Annotated in this window: 19 protein-coding genes; 8 read left to right on the top strand and 11 right to left on the bottom strand. The window is 60.4% G+C overall.

Going from position 1 to position 16,052, the window contains the following annotated elements:
• Window positions 1-38 precede the first annotated feature (38 nt).
• The gene (locus HWN72_RS28300; RefSeq protein WP_248006416.1) at window positions 39-2,630 is read right to left on the bottom strand and encodes an HWE histidine kinase domain-containing protein; all 2,592 of its coding nucleotides are present in this window, start codon (window positions 2,628-2,630) and stop codon (window positions 39-41) included.
• Between the two features lie 322 nt (window positions 2,631-2,952).
• Between HWN72_RS28300 and HWN72_RS28295 the strand changes: the two genes are divergently transcribed.
• From HWN72_RS28295 to HWN72_RS28270, 6 genes are all read left to right on the top strand, one after another.
• Complete coding sequence (locus HWN72_RS28295) at window positions 2,953-3,684, top strand: Crp/Fnr family transcriptional regulator (RefSeq protein ID WP_211152040.1); 732 nt, start codon at window positions 2,953-2,955, stop codon at window positions 3,682-3,684.
• Window positions 3,685-4,074: 390 nt separating this feature from the next.
• Entirely contained in the window at window positions 4,075-4,341 is a 267-nt protein-coding gene (locus tag HWN72_RS28290; protein ID WP_008830218.1) for a type II toxin-antitoxin system Phd/YefM family antitoxin, read from the top strand.
• Window positions 4,319-4,735 (top strand): type II toxin-antitoxin system PemK/MazF family toxin, encoded by a 417-nt coding sequence (locus tag HWN72_RS28285; RefSeq protein WP_211152039.1) that lies wholly within the window; start codon window positions 4,319-4,321, stop codon window positions 4,733-4,735. The genes HWN72_RS28290 and HWN72_RS28285 overlap by 23 nt, the downstream gene beginning before the upstream one ends.
• 5 nt (window positions 4,736-4,740) lie before the next feature.
• A complete protein-coding gene (locus tag HWN72_RS28280) occupies window positions 4,741-4,893 on the top strand; it encodes a hypothetical protein (RefSeq protein ID WP_211152038.1) in 153 nt (50 codons plus the stop codon).
• A gap of 344 nt (window positions 4,894-5,237) precedes the next feature.
• Window positions 5,238-5,537: a type II toxin-antitoxin system prevent-host-death family antitoxin gene (locus HWN72_RS28275; protein WP_008830216.1), complete on the top strand. Its 300-nt coding sequence runs from the start codon at window positions 5,238-5,240 to the stop codon at window positions 5,535-5,537.
• Window positions 5,476-5,934 (top strand): hypothetical protein, encoded by a 459-nt coding sequence (locus HWN72_RS28270; RefSeq protein ID WP_211152037.1) that lies wholly within the window; start codon window positions 5,476-5,478, stop codon window positions 5,932-5,934. Before HWN72_RS28275 ends, HWN72_RS28270 begins: the two co-directional genes overlap by 62 nt.
• Before the next feature lie 159 nt (window positions 5,935-6,093).
• Here HWN72_RS28270 and HWN72_RS31690 read toward each other — a convergent pair whose 3' ends face one another.
• Window positions 6,094-6,225 carry a hypothetical protein gene (locus HWN72_RS31690; protein WP_256434643.1) on the bottom strand — a complete coding sequence of 44 codons (132 nt, stop codon included), beginning with the start codon at window positions 6,223-6,225 and terminating at the stop codon, window positions 6,094-6,096.
• A 196-nt stretch (window positions 6,226-6,421) separates the two neighbouring features.
• Between HWN72_RS31690 and HWN72_RS28265 the strand changes: the two genes are divergently transcribed.
• Window positions 6,422-6,661: a hypothetical protein gene (locus tag HWN72_RS28265; protein WP_008828020.1), complete on the top strand. Its 240-nt coding sequence runs from the start codon at window positions 6,422-6,424 to the stop codon at window positions 6,659-6,661.
• Here the strand turns inward: HWN72_RS28265 and HWN72_RS28260 are convergent.
• The 5 genes from HWN72_RS28260 to HWN72_RS28240 all read right to left on the bottom strand — a co-directional run bounded on the left by HWN72_RS28260 (window position 6,658) and on the right by HWN72_RS28240 (window position 9,511).
• Complete coding sequence (locus tag HWN72_RS28260; protein ID WP_008828021.1) at window positions 6,658-6,957, bottom strand: hypothetical protein; 300 nt, start codon at window positions 6,955-6,957, stop codon at window positions 6,658-6,660. The two genes, HWN72_RS28265 and HWN72_RS28260, sit on opposite strands and share 4 nt — an antisense overlap.
• On the bottom strand, window positions 6,941-7,102 hold the full coding sequence (locus tag HWN72_RS28255; protein WP_156800009.1) for a hypothetical protein: 162 nt from the start codon (window positions 7,100-7,102) through the stop codon (window positions 6,941-6,943). The genes HWN72_RS28260 and HWN72_RS28255 overlap by 17 nt, the downstream gene beginning before the upstream one ends.
• 107 nt (window positions 7,103-7,209) lie before the next feature.
• Entirely contained in the window at window positions 7,210-7,455 is a 246-nt protein-coding gene (locus HWN72_RS28250; protein ID WP_008828022.1) for a hypothetical protein, read from the bottom strand.
• Between the two features lie 37 nt (window positions 7,456-7,492).
• Window positions 7,493-8,665, bottom strand: coding sequence for a cystathionine gamma-synthase (gene metB / locus HWN72_RS28245; protein ID WP_008828023.1), 1,173 nt, complete (start codon window positions 8,663-8,665; stop codon window positions 7,493-7,495).
• Window positions 8,666-9,115: 450 nt separating this feature from the next.
• A complete protein-coding gene (locus tag HWN72_RS28240; RefSeq protein ID WP_008828024.1) occupies window positions 9,116-9,511 on the bottom strand; it encodes a MarR family winged helix-turn-helix transcriptional regulator in 396 nt (131 codons plus the stop codon).
• Window positions 9,512-9,606: 95 nt separating this feature from the next.
• Between HWN72_RS28240 and HWN72_RS28235 the strand changes: the two genes are divergently transcribed.
• Window positions 9,607-11,403: a chloride channel protein gene (locus tag HWN72_RS28235; RefSeq protein WP_069709975.1), complete on the top strand. Its 1,797-nt coding sequence runs from the start codon at window positions 9,607-9,609 to the stop codon at window positions 11,401-11,403.
• 42 nt (window positions 11,404-11,445) lie between these two features.
• On the opposite strand, the gene HWN72_RS28230 is transcribed toward HWN72_RS28235, so the two are convergent.
• From HWN72_RS28230 to HWN72_RS28215, 4 genes are read right to left on the bottom strand one after another with little or no spacing between them, the layout of a single operon-like run.
• Window positions 11,446-12,882 (bottom strand): efflux transporter outer membrane subunit, encoded by a 1,437-nt coding sequence (locus tag HWN72_RS28230; protein WP_211152036.1) that lies wholly within the window; start codon window positions 12,880-12,882, stop codon window positions 11,446-11,448.
• Window positions 12,876-13,775 (bottom strand): efflux RND transporter periplasmic adaptor subunit, encoded by a 900-nt coding sequence (locus HWN72_RS28225; protein WP_211152035.1) that lies wholly within the window; start codon window positions 13,773-13,775, stop codon window positions 12,876-12,878. Before HWN72_RS28225 ends, HWN72_RS28230 begins: the two co-directional genes overlap by 7 nt.
• A 1-nt stretch (window position 13,776) precedes the next feature.
• Window positions 13,777-14,001 (bottom strand): DUF1656 domain-containing protein, encoded by a 225-nt coding sequence (locus tag HWN72_RS28220; RefSeq protein WP_008828027.1) that lies wholly within the window; start codon window positions 13,999-14,001, stop codon window positions 13,777-13,779.
• Entirely contained in the window at window positions 13,998-16,043 is a 2,046-nt protein-coding gene (locus HWN72_RS28215; protein ID WP_248006427.1) for an FUSC family protein, read from the bottom strand. The genes HWN72_RS28220 and HWN72_RS28215 overlap by 4 nt, the downstream gene beginning before the upstream one ends.
• Window positions 16,044-16,052: the final 9 nt, after the last annotated feature.

Raw genomic sequence — 16,052 nt, 5'->3', positions numbered from 1 at the left:
TGCTCGGAACGAGGCCGAAGTCGCCATCGCGAAGGACTTTATTCGCCAGTCCTAAGATTCTCATAGGCTTCCGCAAGCTGATTGAGGAGGCTTTTTGCGCCGGCAGGCTTTCTCACAACTGGAACATCGCGCAGATGTTCGGGGATCATGACATTGTCCCCATAACCTGTCGCAAAGACAAATGGGATCCCCAGTGCGACAAGATGATCCGCAATCGGCTCCGACGTGTCGTCGCCCAGGTTGAAGTCCAGGACAGCGGCATCCGGTTTGTAAGAACCTAAGCTGCGCATGGCGTGCGCAGCATCCGGCGATAAGCGCACTTCTTTAGCGCCAAGCTGGCGCAACAGTTCTTCGGTATCCAGCGCGATCAGAGACTGATCCTCGACCAGAAGGATGGAAAGACCATCCAGTCCAGGTACCGCCGCGCCCGTTCCAGCGTCCACAGCTTCCGATGGTGCTGGCGGAGATCCCTCGGCAACCAGAGAAGCAAATTTCGGAGGAATGACCAGTCGAGCGACTAGGCCGCTTTCCAGATAATCAAGATCGACCAGACCGCCAAGATCATAGACCATCGTCGTTTGAATGAGCTTCGAGCCAAACCCCTGGCGACTAGGAGCGAGCGTTGGCGGCCCGCCTGTTTCGGTCCAGCGGATCTTGCACCCTTCGCTTTCTGAGAACGTCCAGCTAATGTCGAGGCGACCTGTGGGTACTGACAACGCGCCATATTTGGCGGCATTGGTCATCAGTTCGTGGACCACCAATGCCAGGGTTCCGAAAGCCCGATCGTTGAGCCGAATTTTTGCGCCTGCGGCGATCACCCGCTCTGTTTCAGAACCATAGCGATGCAACCCGGCCTCGGCCTCTATTAAGGTTGCAAGATCGCCGCCCACAGCAGCACTCAGCGACTGGTCATGCGCAAAGGCAAGAGCGCGCAGGCGCCCTTCGAACGACGAGGAATAATCCTCGACCGAACCGGCATGGGCGCCAGTCTGCACCGCAATAGACTTGATCAGCGTGATGATATTTTTGACGCGATGATTAAGTTCGTCATTCAGCATCCGTCGCCGCTGATCGAGCCGCCCGCGTTCTTCGGCAGTGATTTCGTTTTGCTTCAGGAAAACATCGCGCAAATAGGTCCGCACGGTATCGGCCGCAGTCAAATCAGTTTCGCTCCAGGGACGGCTTTGTCCCCGTACCTCTTCGCGCCATGTCTCGAAGCTTCCGCGTGGGGTCAGCCGCTGCCCGTCTGGAGTATCGATGACGAGCTTGGTAGGTTTGCCCGCCCACTCAATTTCATGGGCCTCTTCGCTACGGAAAATCAAGAGATAATCACGCGGCATCGAGGTCAGCGGAATAGCAATGACGCCAGCAACCGATTGTCCGAAATTGACCTGTCCTGTGAGCTTACGCAAGTCCTGGGTATGCCAAAGGGCCAGCTGCGATGACGCGGAGCGCGGATGCACCTGCTCCTCCCCAGCGAGATAACGCACCAGTTCGAGCGCTTCATCATGCGTCGGAGTGACGCCACTCGCCGTCCATTGGTTTTCCGCCCACAGCCCCACGCCATCGCAGTCGAAAAGCTCGGAGAAGGCGTCCAGATGGTCACGCAACCCTTCCATCAGGGTTTCATCAACCGCCAGTCCAGCGAGGATCTTGTCGAGCCGTTCACGGGCTAGGCTTGAAGCAACGATGTGGGCGCGCCGCTCGGCGACGGAGATTTGCAGGGAAAAATAATGCCCAAACAGCTCGGCGCCGACTCTCAAAGGAACCGGAACCACTTTGGGGCTCTCATGGTGGCAAGAGATGAGACCCCAAAGTTCGCCATCGATCAAAATTGAGATCGACATGGAGGCGTGAACGCCCATGTTCTGCAGATACTGGCAGTGTATGGGCGACACGGATCGCAGCTGCGCGAACGACATATCAATCGGCAGTTCGCCTGGCTTGATCGCCGGCTCCAAGGGCACCGGCGCGTAGCTGGCGTCTGCGATGGTCCGGATTGTATTGAGCTTGTAGAGTCGCCGCGCCTGGTAGGGGATGTCTGACGCGGGGAAATGCTGCCCCATAAAGCTCTCAAGCTCTGGCTGCTTCGCCTCGGCGATGACGCGCCCGGCACCATTATGCAAAAACTGATAGACCATGACGCGGTCGAAACCGAGCATCGCCCGAACTAGGCGGGCACCGGATTTCGCCAAGGCGCCGACCTCGGTCTCCACATTCACCCGCCGCATCAGCCCTTGAGTCAGGTCGAGCGCGTCCTTTGCGCTTTTCGCGCCATCCAGCGAGGGCTCGAACTCTACGATCAACCTGTCTTTATGGCTATGGACGATCATGTCGACTGGATCGGTGCCATGAAGCACCGTCATGCCAAGCTCGACGCCGGCAATCTCGCTACCGCCGGCCTTGGCGCTGGCATTCCGGACCGAATGGGCAGCTTCGGCCCCAATGATCTCTGCCAGGGGCATACCGGGCTTGATTGCTGCGCCATTGCCAAGAAGGTCGCCAGCGTTCACAGACGCAAACAAGAGCGTGAAATCTGTCGGTGACACCACCAGCATAGCGCCGTGGGGCTGGATGCTGCCGGGAATCTGGATCGGTTCCCGATCACAGTTTGTCAGATCGACGGTCATGGCAGGTAGCTTCGCCATATCAATCGGCCCCTTGCGCGCGTTGGAACGCGTTGGCTACGATACGCATCACGGGGAAACGAAAAACGACATAGGTCGTTTCGATGTCAAACGCCGCTGCAAATTTGTCTGTAAAAGGAGGCACTTCTAGATCCGAGCTGGGTGGCGTTTCCGGCCACGGGCAGGGGAATGCACACTCCACAGCCATTCACCGAAAAACGCTCAGAACGCGAGTTATGCGTGCGAGTAACATTGGTCAACCATGAGCTTTGTGCATAAGTGCACCAAGGCGCCCAATTTTAATGCAGATTGATCAGGAGAGACCATGTCGGCGCCTACCCCGGAAGAATTGGCAGGCAATGCCCTACTAGCAACTCTGAGCGATAGTGATCGCGAGCGTCTAATGCCGCACATGCTGGTCTTTGACCTCAAGCCACATGCGGTGCTGCAAAAGGCAGGGGGTGAAGTCGTGGACACATGGTTCCCGTGTGGCCCGGCGATGGCGGCCTTCTGTGTCAGGCTGAAAGACGGTCCGGCCGTCGAGGTCGCGCTGGTTGGCAGGGAAGGGGCTATCGGAGGCATCGTGTCAAATGGGAATGTCCCCGCTTTTGCGACTGCGCAGGTCATGTATGGTGGGCGCTTTTTGCGCATCAAGACGGCCGCGCTGGAACAAGCCAAGCTGGACTCTTTGACCTTACGCCATTGGTTCTCCCGCTACTCGGACTGTCTGCTGGCACAGGTCTTTCAGACCGCCGCCTGTAATGCCACCCATACAATCGCGCAGCGTACAGCAAAATGGCTGCTTGCAGCGATCAGCCGAACGCATTCAGCTGAATTTGCCATCACGCACGAGCAACTCGCGGAAATGCTGGGCGTGGGTCGATCATTTGTGACCCGTGTCATTTCAAAGCTGCGGGAGGCCGGAACGATCGAGACTCGCCGCGGTGTGTTCATCGTCAAGGATGAGCAGGTACTGCGCGATACCGCGTGCGACTGCACCACAACCATCGAGGAGCATTTCGATACGGTGCTGCATGGGATTTATCCGCTGAATTGAATATTTTGATCGAAAACGAGCAAAGCTTTTGCCCTGCAACATTAGCTCCCCCAGATGCGCAAATATGGGCAGGTAGCAGCGTCTCGTCTTCGGCCGTAGCGCTTGGGAGGCAAAACCTCGGACACTTGCTGACATCCTGAATCATGCCGACGCCCTGAAAGGGAAAGTGAAAGGGAAAGGGAGGGTGAAGGGATGAAAGGGAAGGCGAGGATTAGACGACCACCCGGGCATGCCCAGCTTGATCGAGCGCTTCAATGCTGCGGAGCATTAACGATCAACGCCCGCAAGGACATTTGAACAGCAATTGCAATTTCGCGCATTCCGTATTATACGGAATGCCGATAATTGTACGGATTGCGCGGTATCTGCGCGATAGCAGGAGATCAGGCCATGAGCTTGTCCATCGAAACCTTCCGCTCGAGCGAAGTCTCGAAGCGCTTCGGCTTCTACTACGATGAAGCCATGACCCACCCGATCGCGGTCGAACGCAATGGCGCCGCTCGTGTCGTGATGCTTCCTGCCGGAGAGTACGAACGCCTGGCGCGCCTTGATCACATCGCGCTCGCTCCCGAAGAACTGAGCGACGATGCGTTCAACGCGATCGCCAATGCCCAGCCTGTGCCCGAGTCCTACGATGCCAACAAGCTCCTGGACTGAGCCGCGTCCCGGCGAGGTCATCAATTATCTCTACCTCTGGCGGCACGAGCACGACCGGGGCGAGGAAGAGGGCCGTAAAATTCGGCCATGCATGGTCGTTGGCACGTACCTGAAGCATGGGCACTTGCGCGTCATCACGGTGCCGCTGACGACGCGGGATTATTCGCCCGAGCACTCCCTCGAACTTACCCCGCGCGTGATCGAGCATCTTCGCCTGGATACGCGCAGCCGTATCGTCTGGAACGATGTGAATGAATTCACATGGGTAGGGCCTGACGTTCGATCCGGCGCCAACGGCACCCCGGTAATTTGCGCCATGCCCGAGAAAATCTACCGCCAGGTCGCTGCCAACATCCTTGCGCGCCGGGTGAAGATCACGCACCGGACGGAATGAGGTCTATGCAAACGGCCTCATTCCTGACCATCAGCGCCTTCGGGATCATCGTCGTAGCCGCGACGATCATCGGCAACTTTGGCCTAACCCCGTTGGGGAAATGGTCCTTGCGTCTGGCGGGCGTAATTTTGATCGCAGCAGGCTTGCTGCTCGCTTGAAATAAGTTGCCGGCGACGGGCCGGCCGCGTTTGCCCTCTGCCTTTTGGCACCGAACATCTATCGGGTAGATCAACTCGGCGGTCAGCCGGTGGAGCAAATCATCATAATCCCGGCAGATTTGGCTGCGACGGATTTGAGGTCTACCATTAGTCTACCGTTTGCAGACTGCAAGGAAATGGATCGCCGAGGAAATCAGGAACGATTTTTATTGCGAGATTTGCAAATGGCGAGTCGCGTAGCAAAGGCCGCGACTTGACGTTCATAGTGCGCGGCGACCTTTAGGCGGCATTGCCATTCTGGCCATTCTGGCTATATTGGCTGTAAGGCTTCGACGGAGATTATCATGGCCACCAATGCCGAGAGCTTTGCATCCGTTGCTCTTACAGATTTCCATAACCACCCTGGCACTGTTGTCGATCAAAGCCAGCATGGTCCAGTCGTGCTGACGAAGAACAGGCGGCGCTATGCGGCCGTGGTCAGCATCGACTATCTGGATCGTGCTGCAGCTGCGCTTGAAGCGTTGCACGCCAATCGCCGGGTGTTCACCAGTGAGACCATGACCGATGACGACGCGGCGCGTATTGAAGCCAGCCTCCCAAGCGAAGCCGAAATCGCAGCAGGCCGCTTCGACTGGCAGCAGTAACGATCTGCCGCCGCGGCGCGGTGAGGTCATAAACTACGTCTACCTTTTTGCAGCCGAGCAAGCCGGAGGCCGAGACGAGGGCGTCAAGGAACGTCCTGTCATCGTTATCGCTGCCGATGGCAAAGGCTACATCGTCCTGGCCGTTACGACCAAAGGCGAGATCAACCCGTCCAACACGATCAAGATCCCCGGCGACGTCGGGAAGGCGATGGGCCTACCGTACCCTGAATCGAGCTTTGTCGTCGTCTCAGAGGCAAACAGTTTCGACTGGATGGGCTTTGATGTCCGCGCGCGAGCCAACGGCGACTACCGCTTCGGAATGGTAACGCCCGGGTTCTTTACGAAGATCGTCACCGAATTTCTCAGTCGCAGCGGGCGATCGGTCAACCGGTGCTGAGGACCTGAAGGCTTCTTTGGGGGCTGGACGATAATGATGGCGGTGCCGGGCGGTCGCGTTTACCCGGCACCTGTCGCGGCCATTAGCATTATCGTGTCCATGTTCAAGATGCCTGCGGTGCACTTGGACGAGTCGTCTTAAATCTAATCTAACGATATTTTACAAGTCGATGTTACGCCTCTCGATTTCATCGAGCACGGCCTGTTCGAAATCTGTAAGGTTTTCACCGTCTTCGACTTTATCCCATTCATCGACCAACTGTTTGTCGGTCATCTGTTTCGGGTCCATCATCCGCGTTGCTCCTGCATCGACAGGGCGATCATCACACGCGCCCGCGTCCCCTGCAATACGGGCATAGCTTTGGCGCGATAATAGAAATTATGTTAAATATCAGACACGTAGAGCGAACTTCGTTCTAGGTCGCCGTCCGCTGCAGGTCAACACTGACGATGCATGCGGCGATCCCACCAGCCCTGAGGAGAAGCCAATGCGTGAGCAATCCCGCAACGAAAGTGATTTGGGCATCCGGTATCTGCGGATGGCGCTTGAATACGGCCGCGCTACGCGCGCATTGGTCGACGCAGGCCAGTGTGAAGCACCCGTCTGGCACTCAGTAGGCCACGCCCTGGAGCTATCGTTGAAGTCACTGCTGAAAAAGCGCAACATAGATCCGCTTGAAATGGATCGTAGCCATCAGCTGCCGTTGCCAGGCTTGTGTCCGATCTAGGCTGGAGGATCGCTGGCCGGGAAAGATTCGATCGAAGCCTCATCGATCTCATCAATGAGTTCGCCGCTTGCGACGAGCTCAAACACTTGGCGCGCGATCTCCAGCTTGAGGCCGGGCAGGATTGAAGCGCTGCGGCGTTCATTGACCGAGGTCACGCAACCGCCGAAGCGTTCGCGCACGACGTCGTCAACAAGTAATTCAACAGGTCGATCTTCAGCACGGTGACGTTCGGCGATATATCGCACTGCCGCAGCGACCCTTTCGGGATCTATCGGATCATCATATTCGTGCGTCATAAATCCGCTCCGGCTCCGCCAGGAGGAGAGCAATGTCGGCGCCGACACTCATGTCGTCTTCGTTTCCAAAGCTGTGTTGGCGCAGATGACCGCTTTGATCGATCAAGACCAGCGATGGCATTTCTTGCATGGCATAGGCTGCCATGGTTTGTGGGATTGGACCATGGTTCGAAGGGCGGGCGATGCCAATCGGGAGCGAGGTGGGCTTGAGCCTCGTCCAATGAGCATCTCCGCTTGGCCCTTCAATCCTGGTTACGCCAGATGGAATAGCGTCAGCATTCCGCCAATCGCGATCCCGAAAACCATCATCATGACACCGGAGATCCGCAGAATATAGGTAAGCGGATCCTCATCATCATTTCCTGCTCGCGACCGGCTCGCGGGCGGTTTCGGACGTCCGATAGCCCGCCTGAAGCTGGCCTGCCGAAACGCCATGTTGAAACCGAGCAAGACAAGGAGAAGTCCGAAAACATCTACGACCCACACATAACCGGGCACGTTTCTCTCCTGAAGTTCACAGGATTGCCGGACGCTCTCATCCCGCGCATGCCGCTAATCCCTGTTCGAGCCCGGCGATCAGATCCAGTTCGGCTTCGAGACCGATCGAAAGCCTCAGCAGGCTGTCGGTGATGCCCGCCCTTGCGCGCGCCTCCGCGCCCATATCGGCGTGGGTCATGGTTGCCGGATGTGCAACGAGGCTCTCGACCCCACCCAGCGATTCAGCGAGCGTAAAGTAGCCGGCCGAGGCGACGAACCGTCGAACCGCGTCCGCCCCTCCTGCGAGTTCAAAGCTCAGCATCGCCCCGAAACCGCGCTGCTGGCGTGAGGCGATCCGGTGGCCAGGATGGGCGGCGAGACCTGGATAGTGGACTTGGGACACCGCCGGATGTCGTTCGAGATATTGGGCGACGATCATCGCATTGCGCTGCTGCTGCTCCATCCGGGCAAATAGCGTGCGAAGGCCCCGCAAGGTCAGCCAGGCATCAAACGGCGCGCCTGTGCTCCCGACGACATTTGCCCAGTGACGCAATTCATCGACCTGCCCCGGATCAGCCGCGACAACCGCGCCGCCGATCACGTCGGAATGGCCGTTGAGATATTTGGTCGTGGAATGGATGACATAGTCCGCACCCAGCGCGATCGGTTGCTGGATGGCCGGCGAAAGAAACGTATTGTCGACGGCAACCGCAGCCCCCGCTGCCCGCGATTTCGCGGCGAGTTCCGCGATATCGACGACCCGCATCAAGGGATTGCTCGGCGTCTCTATAAGCACGAGTGCCGGAACGTCCTCCAGCGCGGCGGCAAAGGCGCTCTCGTTACCCTGATCAACGAACCGGACGACGCAATGCCCCCGGTTCGCGCGCGCCATCAACAGACGCATCGTACCGCCGTAGCAATCATGCGGCGCGAGGATGAGATCGCCGGGACCCATTCTCCCGACGAGAAGATCGAGCGCGGCCATGCCGCTCGCCGTGATGACTGCGCCTGCCCCGCCTTCCAGCTTCGCAAGTGCCTGCCCGAGAAGATCGCGGGTGGGATTACCCGCCCGACCATAGTCATAGGAGCGCGGTTGATCGTAGCCAGAAAACTCATAGGTGCTCGAAAGATAAAGCGGCGGAGCGACAGCTCCAAAGGCCACATCGCTGGCAACGCCGTGCGCGGCGGCGATCGTCTGGGCGCGAGGGGCCTGATCTTTGGGTTCAGTCATTGAATCAACGAACCTCTGTTACTTGGTGCACGATGCCAGCTCGGTCGAATGGCCCGTGCGCGTCCCAATATTTTGTAGGTGACCGGCCTGACCGAACTTCGGAAAGACGCCGGCTGCGGCAGGTGGACCGCGCGCCGGCGTCTAACCTGGTGAAGTAGCCGCTAATCCAAGACGCCTGCGCTGCCGTCAGCGATGCGGTCATATCCTGCACCGATCGCCATTGCTCCAGGGTCAGGGGATTCCCCGGATACTCCGTCTGCGTCATGCACTCGTCCTTGGCTGCCGTCTCCGTTCCCGCGCTCCGGCCTGCTTTCGCGGGATCCTCTCCGGGCGCTGTTGTCGTGAAGCGTCTTCACTCTGCACATCGCGTTGTGCCGGTTAGAATGTCAGAAGACAAATGAATGTTATTTCTGGTTCAGCGCATAATATTTGTATTAAAATGACACTTGCTCACCCCAGTTGTTCGAAGATGCCGGTGAAGACCGGCCGCAAGCGCTGGATTTCCTCGCGATGGACAGCGGACAGGGCGTCGAGCAGGGCATAGGCCTTGGGTGTGAGGCGCACCAGCGCCCGCCTGCGATCGGTAGCAGCCGCCTCGCGCGTAATAAGCGCCAACGCCTCGAGGCGATTGATCAGGCCCGTGGCGCTGTGCGGCTTTAATATCAGACGTTCCGCGACATGACCGACGGTGGCTTCATCCGGCGGACAGCCCCGGATCGCGAGGAGCGCCTGGTGCTGTTGCGGCGTCAACCCGACTTCGATGGCCTTTTCCTCGCTGAACGCCTGGAAGCGGCGAATGGCATGGCGAAAAGAGGCCAGCGCCACATAGTCGGCATCGCCCAGCAATTTATCCTTTTGCCCCAAATGATCCTCACTGATTGAATTACATCGCAATGCGATATAGTCGGCGTGCACTGCTTTTCACAGGATAATGCTGATTCATGTCGCTGACACCTCCACGTTCCGTCGAAGGCCACCAACTCGCCGACCATAGTGTCGATCGCCGCATGGTCATGCTGGCAATCATGGCCATCGTGGTCGGAACGGGCGGCGCCTTTGGCGCATGGGTGCTGGTCAAACTCATTGCGATCGCCACCAACCTCTTCTGGTTCGGTCGTCTTTCTGCTGATCATTCGGTGATCACCGATGCATCGGTGGGCTGGCTGGTGGTGGTGATCCCCGTCGTCGGCAGCCTTGTCGTGGGTCTGATGGCGCGGTTCGGGTCGGACAAGATCCGCGGCCATGGCATTCCCGAGGCGATCGAGACGATCCTGTTCGGCGAGAGCCGACTGTCGCTCAAGGTCGCGCTGCTCAAACCTCTGTCCTCGGCGATCTCGATCGGCAGTGGCGGTCCCTTCGGCGCAGAGGGACCGATCATCATGACGGGCGGGGCCATCGGTTCGCTGTTCGCCCAATGCTTCCATCTCAGCGCGGCCGAGCGCAAGACGCTCCTCGTGGCCGGTGCAGCAGCCGGCATGACCGCCATCTTCGGTACGCCGCTCGCGGCGATCTTGCTGGCCGTCGAAGTGCTCCTGTTCGAATGGAAGCCGCGTAGCTTCGTCCCCGTTCTCGTTGCAGCGCTTATTTCCTTCGCCTGGCGGCCACTGCTGCTCGGATCGGGACCGATGTTCCCCATGACGGCGATCGCCCCGCAAGCAAGCTGGGCTCTGCTCGCTTCGGGTGGGATCGGTCTCATCGTCGGTCTCGAAGCCGCGCTGTTGTCGACATCCCTCTACCGCATCGAGGATCTCTTCCATCGCCTGCCATTTCATTGGATGTGGTGGCCGGCAATCGGCGCGGTCGTCGTCGGTCTGGGCGGTCTCATCGATGCTCATGTGCTAGGTGCAGGATATGCAAGCATCGAGGCTCTCCTCAACGCCTCGCTATCGCTCCGGGTCGTTGCCGCGCTCCTCGTCGTGAAGGCCATCGTCTGGCTGGTCGCCCTGGGGTCGGGCACATCAGGCGGCGTGCTGGCGCCGCTCCTCATCCTGGGCGGCGCCGCCGGCTTTCTGCTTGGGCAGTTTCTACCGGGCGATCCCGGGTTCTGGGCCATGATCGGCATGGCGGGGATCATGAGCGGGGCTATGCGCGCGCCGATGACCGGCGCGATCTTCGCGGTCGAACTCACCGGACATTTCAGCGCCATTCCATGCACGATCGCGGCTGCGGGCAGCGCCTATGCCGTCAGCGTGCTCTTGATGCGGCGATCGATCCTTACAGAGAAGATTGCGCGGCGCGGACGCCACATCCTGCAGGAATATACAGTCGATCCCCTCGACCTCATCCAGGCTGGTCAGATCATGACGCGCGATCCGGCTACCCTGCCTGGCACGATGACCGTGGAGCAGGCGGTATCCTTCTTCGCGAATGAGGCTGTGCATCGCAGCTATCCGGTGATCGATCCGCAAGGCAGGCTACTGGGTCTCGTTTCCCGCACCGATGCCCTGCGCTGGCAGAGCGATCGCGACGATGATCAAACACCGCTCGTCGATGCAATCTCAGATGCGGCGCAGCCCATTGCCTATCCCGATACGCAGACCGGCGTAGTCGCCGATCTCATCGTCGAATCCGGGATTGGCCGCATCCCGATTATTGACCCTGAAACCCGCCGCGTGCTCGGCATTCTTTCGCGTCAGGATCTGCTCAAGACCCGCAGCGCAAACCGTCACGCGGAACTGGGGCGCTCGCGTCATGTCGGAACCAAGCGCCCGCCAAGCAAAGTTCAGAAACCGGCCTAAGATCGGTCAGTTGTGCCATGCGCGCGGAATGGATCTGCGGAATCAATCTGCGCCCAATTCGTTCGCATTTCCGTTGCCCCATCCCCCGCCAAGCGCCAGGAATAGCGTGATCTGATCGTCATTGATCGCCGCGCGCGCTTCGGCGGCAGCCTGATCCGCCGCAACCCGATCACGCTCAGCCTCGAGCGCGGGCAATGCGGCGATCTTGCCTCCACGCCGCAACTGACCCATCCGCATCGCTGCTCGCATGGCATCTGCGGATGCACGATCGAGACCTTCCTGCTGCTCAAGCCCGGCCTGATAATTGGTCAGCGCCGTTTCCACCTCCCGCAATGCCTTGATCACTGCACCGTCAAACGCGGCCAGGTCGCCGCGACTTTGTGCCTCGGTCGCCGCAATGCGGGCGCGAACAGCATGTCGGTTGAGCGTCCAACTGATCAGCGGGCCGAGACCGAAACGGTTGGTAAGCGGTGACAGGAAATCGGCAGCAGCCCCCGTAGAGCCGATCGATGCTCCCAGACGGATATCAGGGTAGAGGTCCGCCGTGGCGACGCCGATCCGCGCTGTCGTCGCGGCGAGACGGCGCTCGGATATGCGGATGTCGGGCCGACGCTTGAGCAGCGCGGCACCGTCGCCAACGGGGATCATGCGTGTCAACGCAAGCGGTGCGTGACACGCCAACAGGCTGGTATCCGCTTCTCCCGGCGTGCGACCGGCCAGCGATGTGACACGAAAAAGGGCGTTGCGTTGGCGCGCCACCAATTGTGGGAGCCGGGCCTGGCTCGCTTCGAGCAACGCTTGTCGCCGGTCCAGTTCATAGGGTGCCGCGCGTCCATGCGACACCATGATCCGGGTTAATCGAACACTTTGCTCTAGGACAGCAATCGCACGACCCAACACATCGCGCTGATAGCCCGCGTTACAGATGTCGGCATAGGCGCGCGCCGTCTCGGCCGCGACGGTCACACGCACCAGATCGCGCGCCGCCACGGCAGCGTCGGCATCGGCACTTGCTGCCTCGATCCCGCGCTTTATTCCGCCGAACAGATCGAGATCATAGCTGGCCCCGATGCCCATATTGTAGATTTGCCGCGTCGGCGGCTTCACATGGCTCAACTCGGCTTCCGCCGAGCGCTGGGCCCAGCTTGTTTCGGCGTTCGCGCTGCCCTGAATTTCCCGGCCCGCATTGCGCTGGTCGAGCAAGGCCAGACTGCGTTCGAGATTGGCCTCGGCCACTCGCAGATCCGTATTGGCGGCGAATGCCTGTTCGATCAGCCGGTCGAGGGTCGGGTTCTCGTAGAGCCGCCACCAATGATCGGGCAGCGGTTCCTGCGTCGTGGCCGCGCCTATCGACTGAAACGCACCTTGCGCCGCAGGCGCGTTTACCATCGCGGTGTCAGGCACATGATAGTCGGGTCCGACCACCGTGCAGCCGCCCAGAGCGGTAGCGGCCGCCAGCACCAGCGCGCGCCTCACCATGGCAGGCTCCGGTGCACGCTGCGTCCGTCATCGCGCGGATGAACGACAACCGTGGCCGTCTGGCCCGGAATCATCCGCACATTAGCCGGTATTTTATCAATCGTGACACGTACCGGAATGCGCTGCGCCAGACGCACCCAGGTGAAGGATGGGTTTACATTGGCCAGTTGCCCGTCAGTCCCGGCCCGCTCGCGATCCTCGACGCCGCCCGCGATACTCTGCACATGGCCTTCGATCTCGTCAGCAACGCCCATCAGGTAGATGCTTGCACGGTCGCCGACGCGGATCGCCGGCAATTTTGTTTCCTCAAAATAACCTTCCACCCGGAGCGAGTGGTCATAGACGAGCGCTAACGCGGCTTTGCCGGCCGTCAGATAGACCCCGGGCTGGAGCGACATGTTGGACACGGTCCCGTCCACCGGTGCACGCACGATGGTTCGTTCCAGATTGAAGCGGGCCAGGTCGCGCGCTGCCACCGCCTGACCAATCGTCGCCCGCAGTCCTTCGACCCGCGCCGTGCCTTGTTCGATCACTTCAGCGGCGATCACTTCGGGCATGGCCCGGTTGCGCCGATCCTCACGGACAGCTTGCGCGAGCGCGGTGCGCTGGCTTGCCACGTTGGCCTCGGCCTGTTCCAGCGCAAGCCGGTAGCGCGGACGGTCGATGATAAAGAGTATCTCGCCCTTTCGGACCTTCTGATTGTCGGCGACCTTCACCTCGGTGACGAGCCCACTGACATCGGCGGCCACCGGCACCATGTCCGCGCGCACCTTGCCATCACGCGTGACCGGCTCGACCTGATAGCGCAGCCACAGTGCATATATCCCCCCCAGAACTACGAGTATGACAAGGAGCGTGGCGAGCGATCGCAGGAGATTTTGTCGGTGCAACATGTCAAGACGCGACCCATCGGTAGAGGAAACTATCGGCGAGCGCGCTCAGGCCCCACCACAGCAGAATGAAGAGAGCGAGCTCGAGCAGGCTTGGGTGCCAGAGCAGTCGATAGCCCGGCAGGCGCTGCAGGAGCCCGCGCACAATATAGACGAGCACCGCGGCCAGCACGCCCCAGGCGAGCGCCGCCGGCATATAAATGCCGAGCACATTGATCTCCTCGATCATGCGCTTTCCCCAGCTCTTGATGAAACGATATGGGGCGCAGCGGCGGTCGGGAAGAGATTGCAGCGCATTCCTACCAGCGCACGCAAGGCAGGCCGACGATGCTCATCGAGCGGCAGGCTCAGAAGCGCCTCCAAGGCCCGGTCGATTGGCTCGAGCAACCCTGGCGGCGGGGCATCCGCATGGCCATGGCGCCAGCGCTCGTGATAAAACACCGCCAGCCCGGCAAGTACCGCGCCCAGGCGGTGCCGCACATTATGCGGGACATGAGACAACGCCCGGCGGATCGGAATGATATTGCGGCCGATCCTGAGGTCCGCCAGACCGTCAGCGGCATGGAGTCTATCGCCGGCGGTCGCCACCGCCATTCGTGCAGCCACCTGCCCGAGCCGGTCGACCGCTCTTGCCGTCCAGCGGTCCGGACGGAAAGGCCGGCGAATGTCCGCAAGCAGGGCCAGTTCACCCCAGTTCGCGCGCAGGATGCGCCGGGCGGTCCACAGGACATTGGCCGATCGGAACATGCGGGTGACGGCAAGCGTCGCTACAATTCCGCCGAGCTGGGCCAACCCCGTGTTGATGAACAGTGCAAAATCCGCCTGAAAACGCGCGAGAAAGCCCATGGCGACGATAAAGCAGGAGAACATCGGCAAGGCCTGCGGCGAACGTGCGGGATCGGCCTGGATATAGCCCATCCACAGCAAGGCCGGGGCCAGGGTGACGATCAGCATCTCATAGCCATCGACCCGAGGCATGATCACGAAAAGGTAGAGAGCCCCCAACGGAAAGGTCTTGAGCGTAGCCACGAGATAGCGACCGATCACCGGCGCCGGATCGTCCTGTGCGGCAAAAGAACAGGTAATGAGCGCGGCAAAGGCCGCGGTCGCCGATCCATTAGGCCAGGCAAGCAGGATCCAGACGGCGCAATAGAGTCCGATTGCCGTGGCGGTCGCCAGGCCCGCGAGCGCAGCGACGCCATGATCGCGGGCAAGCGAAAAGGATTCTGCGGCAAGAATTTTAGCGCTGGGCGGACCCGGTGACCCGATCCTGTCCGCCAGCCTTCGACTCGCGGCCAATGCGGTCAGGAACTCGGCGATGCGGATGCAGGCGCTCGCGGTCAGCAGGTCGTTCCAGTCGCCGCGCGCCTCAGCGGCGGCCGCCAGCGCCTCGCACCGTCGCACCAGCGATCCCACCCGGTGCAGCTCGCTTTGCTCATCATCCAGCCAGTCGGTGACGTCGGCCAGCAAAGCTTCGAGCATTGGCGGAAGATCGGCGCTTTCACGCAGGCGGTCGAGCCGGTTCGCCGCAGCCGAGGCAAGTGGCAGGATGGTGGCGAGCTGCTGTTGCAAGGCCGTAACCCGTCGCCGGGTCGCGGGAGCCCAGCGCTGATCGAACGGCAAATGGACCGCGATCATGCCGAGTTCGGTGACGTCCGCCGCCAGTGCGCGGCGATGTGCGTCTTCGAGACGGGTATGGTGACTGCCAAGCGCCTCTGAGGTCCAGCGGCGGGCGTGGCCCAAAAAAGACTGGACACGGGCGCGAATAGCCGGCGTTGCGCTCCAAGGTTGCAGCAGCGCATGAACCGCCGTCACGCACAGGATAGCAACCGTCATCTCCTGCACCCGCGCGGCCGTGGTCTCGAAAATATTCCCCGGATCATCGAGATAGGGAAAGCTGATCACCGCCGAGCTGAATGCCGCCATCTGGAACAGGAAAGCACGCGGAGTGCGATCAAGAACCGCAAGATAGATGCAGAAACCTGTCCAGGCCGCGAGGCACAAGACCAGGAGTTCGGGCGAGTTCTGCAAGTTGGGAACGAGCAGGATCGTGACAGCGGCACCGGTTAGTATGCCGCCCAGACGGTAGAGAACCTTGGGCCGAAAGGCACCGGCCATGGGTTGAGCGGTAACGTAGACCGTCAACAGAGCCCACCAGGGGCGGGGCAGACTGGCCGAGAAGGCGATAGCCAGCGTAGCGGCCGCCGCCAGCAAGCTGCTGAGCGAGAAGAGCAGCTTCTGGGGGTCAACCACGAAGGGAGAGGCTGGCAGGCATTTCCC

This window comes from Novosphingobium sp. HR1a, assembly GCF_015594425.1.
Lineage (GTDB): Bacteria > Pseudomonadota > Alphaproteobacteria > Sphingomonadales > Sphingomonadaceae > Novosphingobium > Novosphingobium resinovorum_A.
This window is presented reverse-complemented; position numbering and strand designations above follow the sequence as displayed.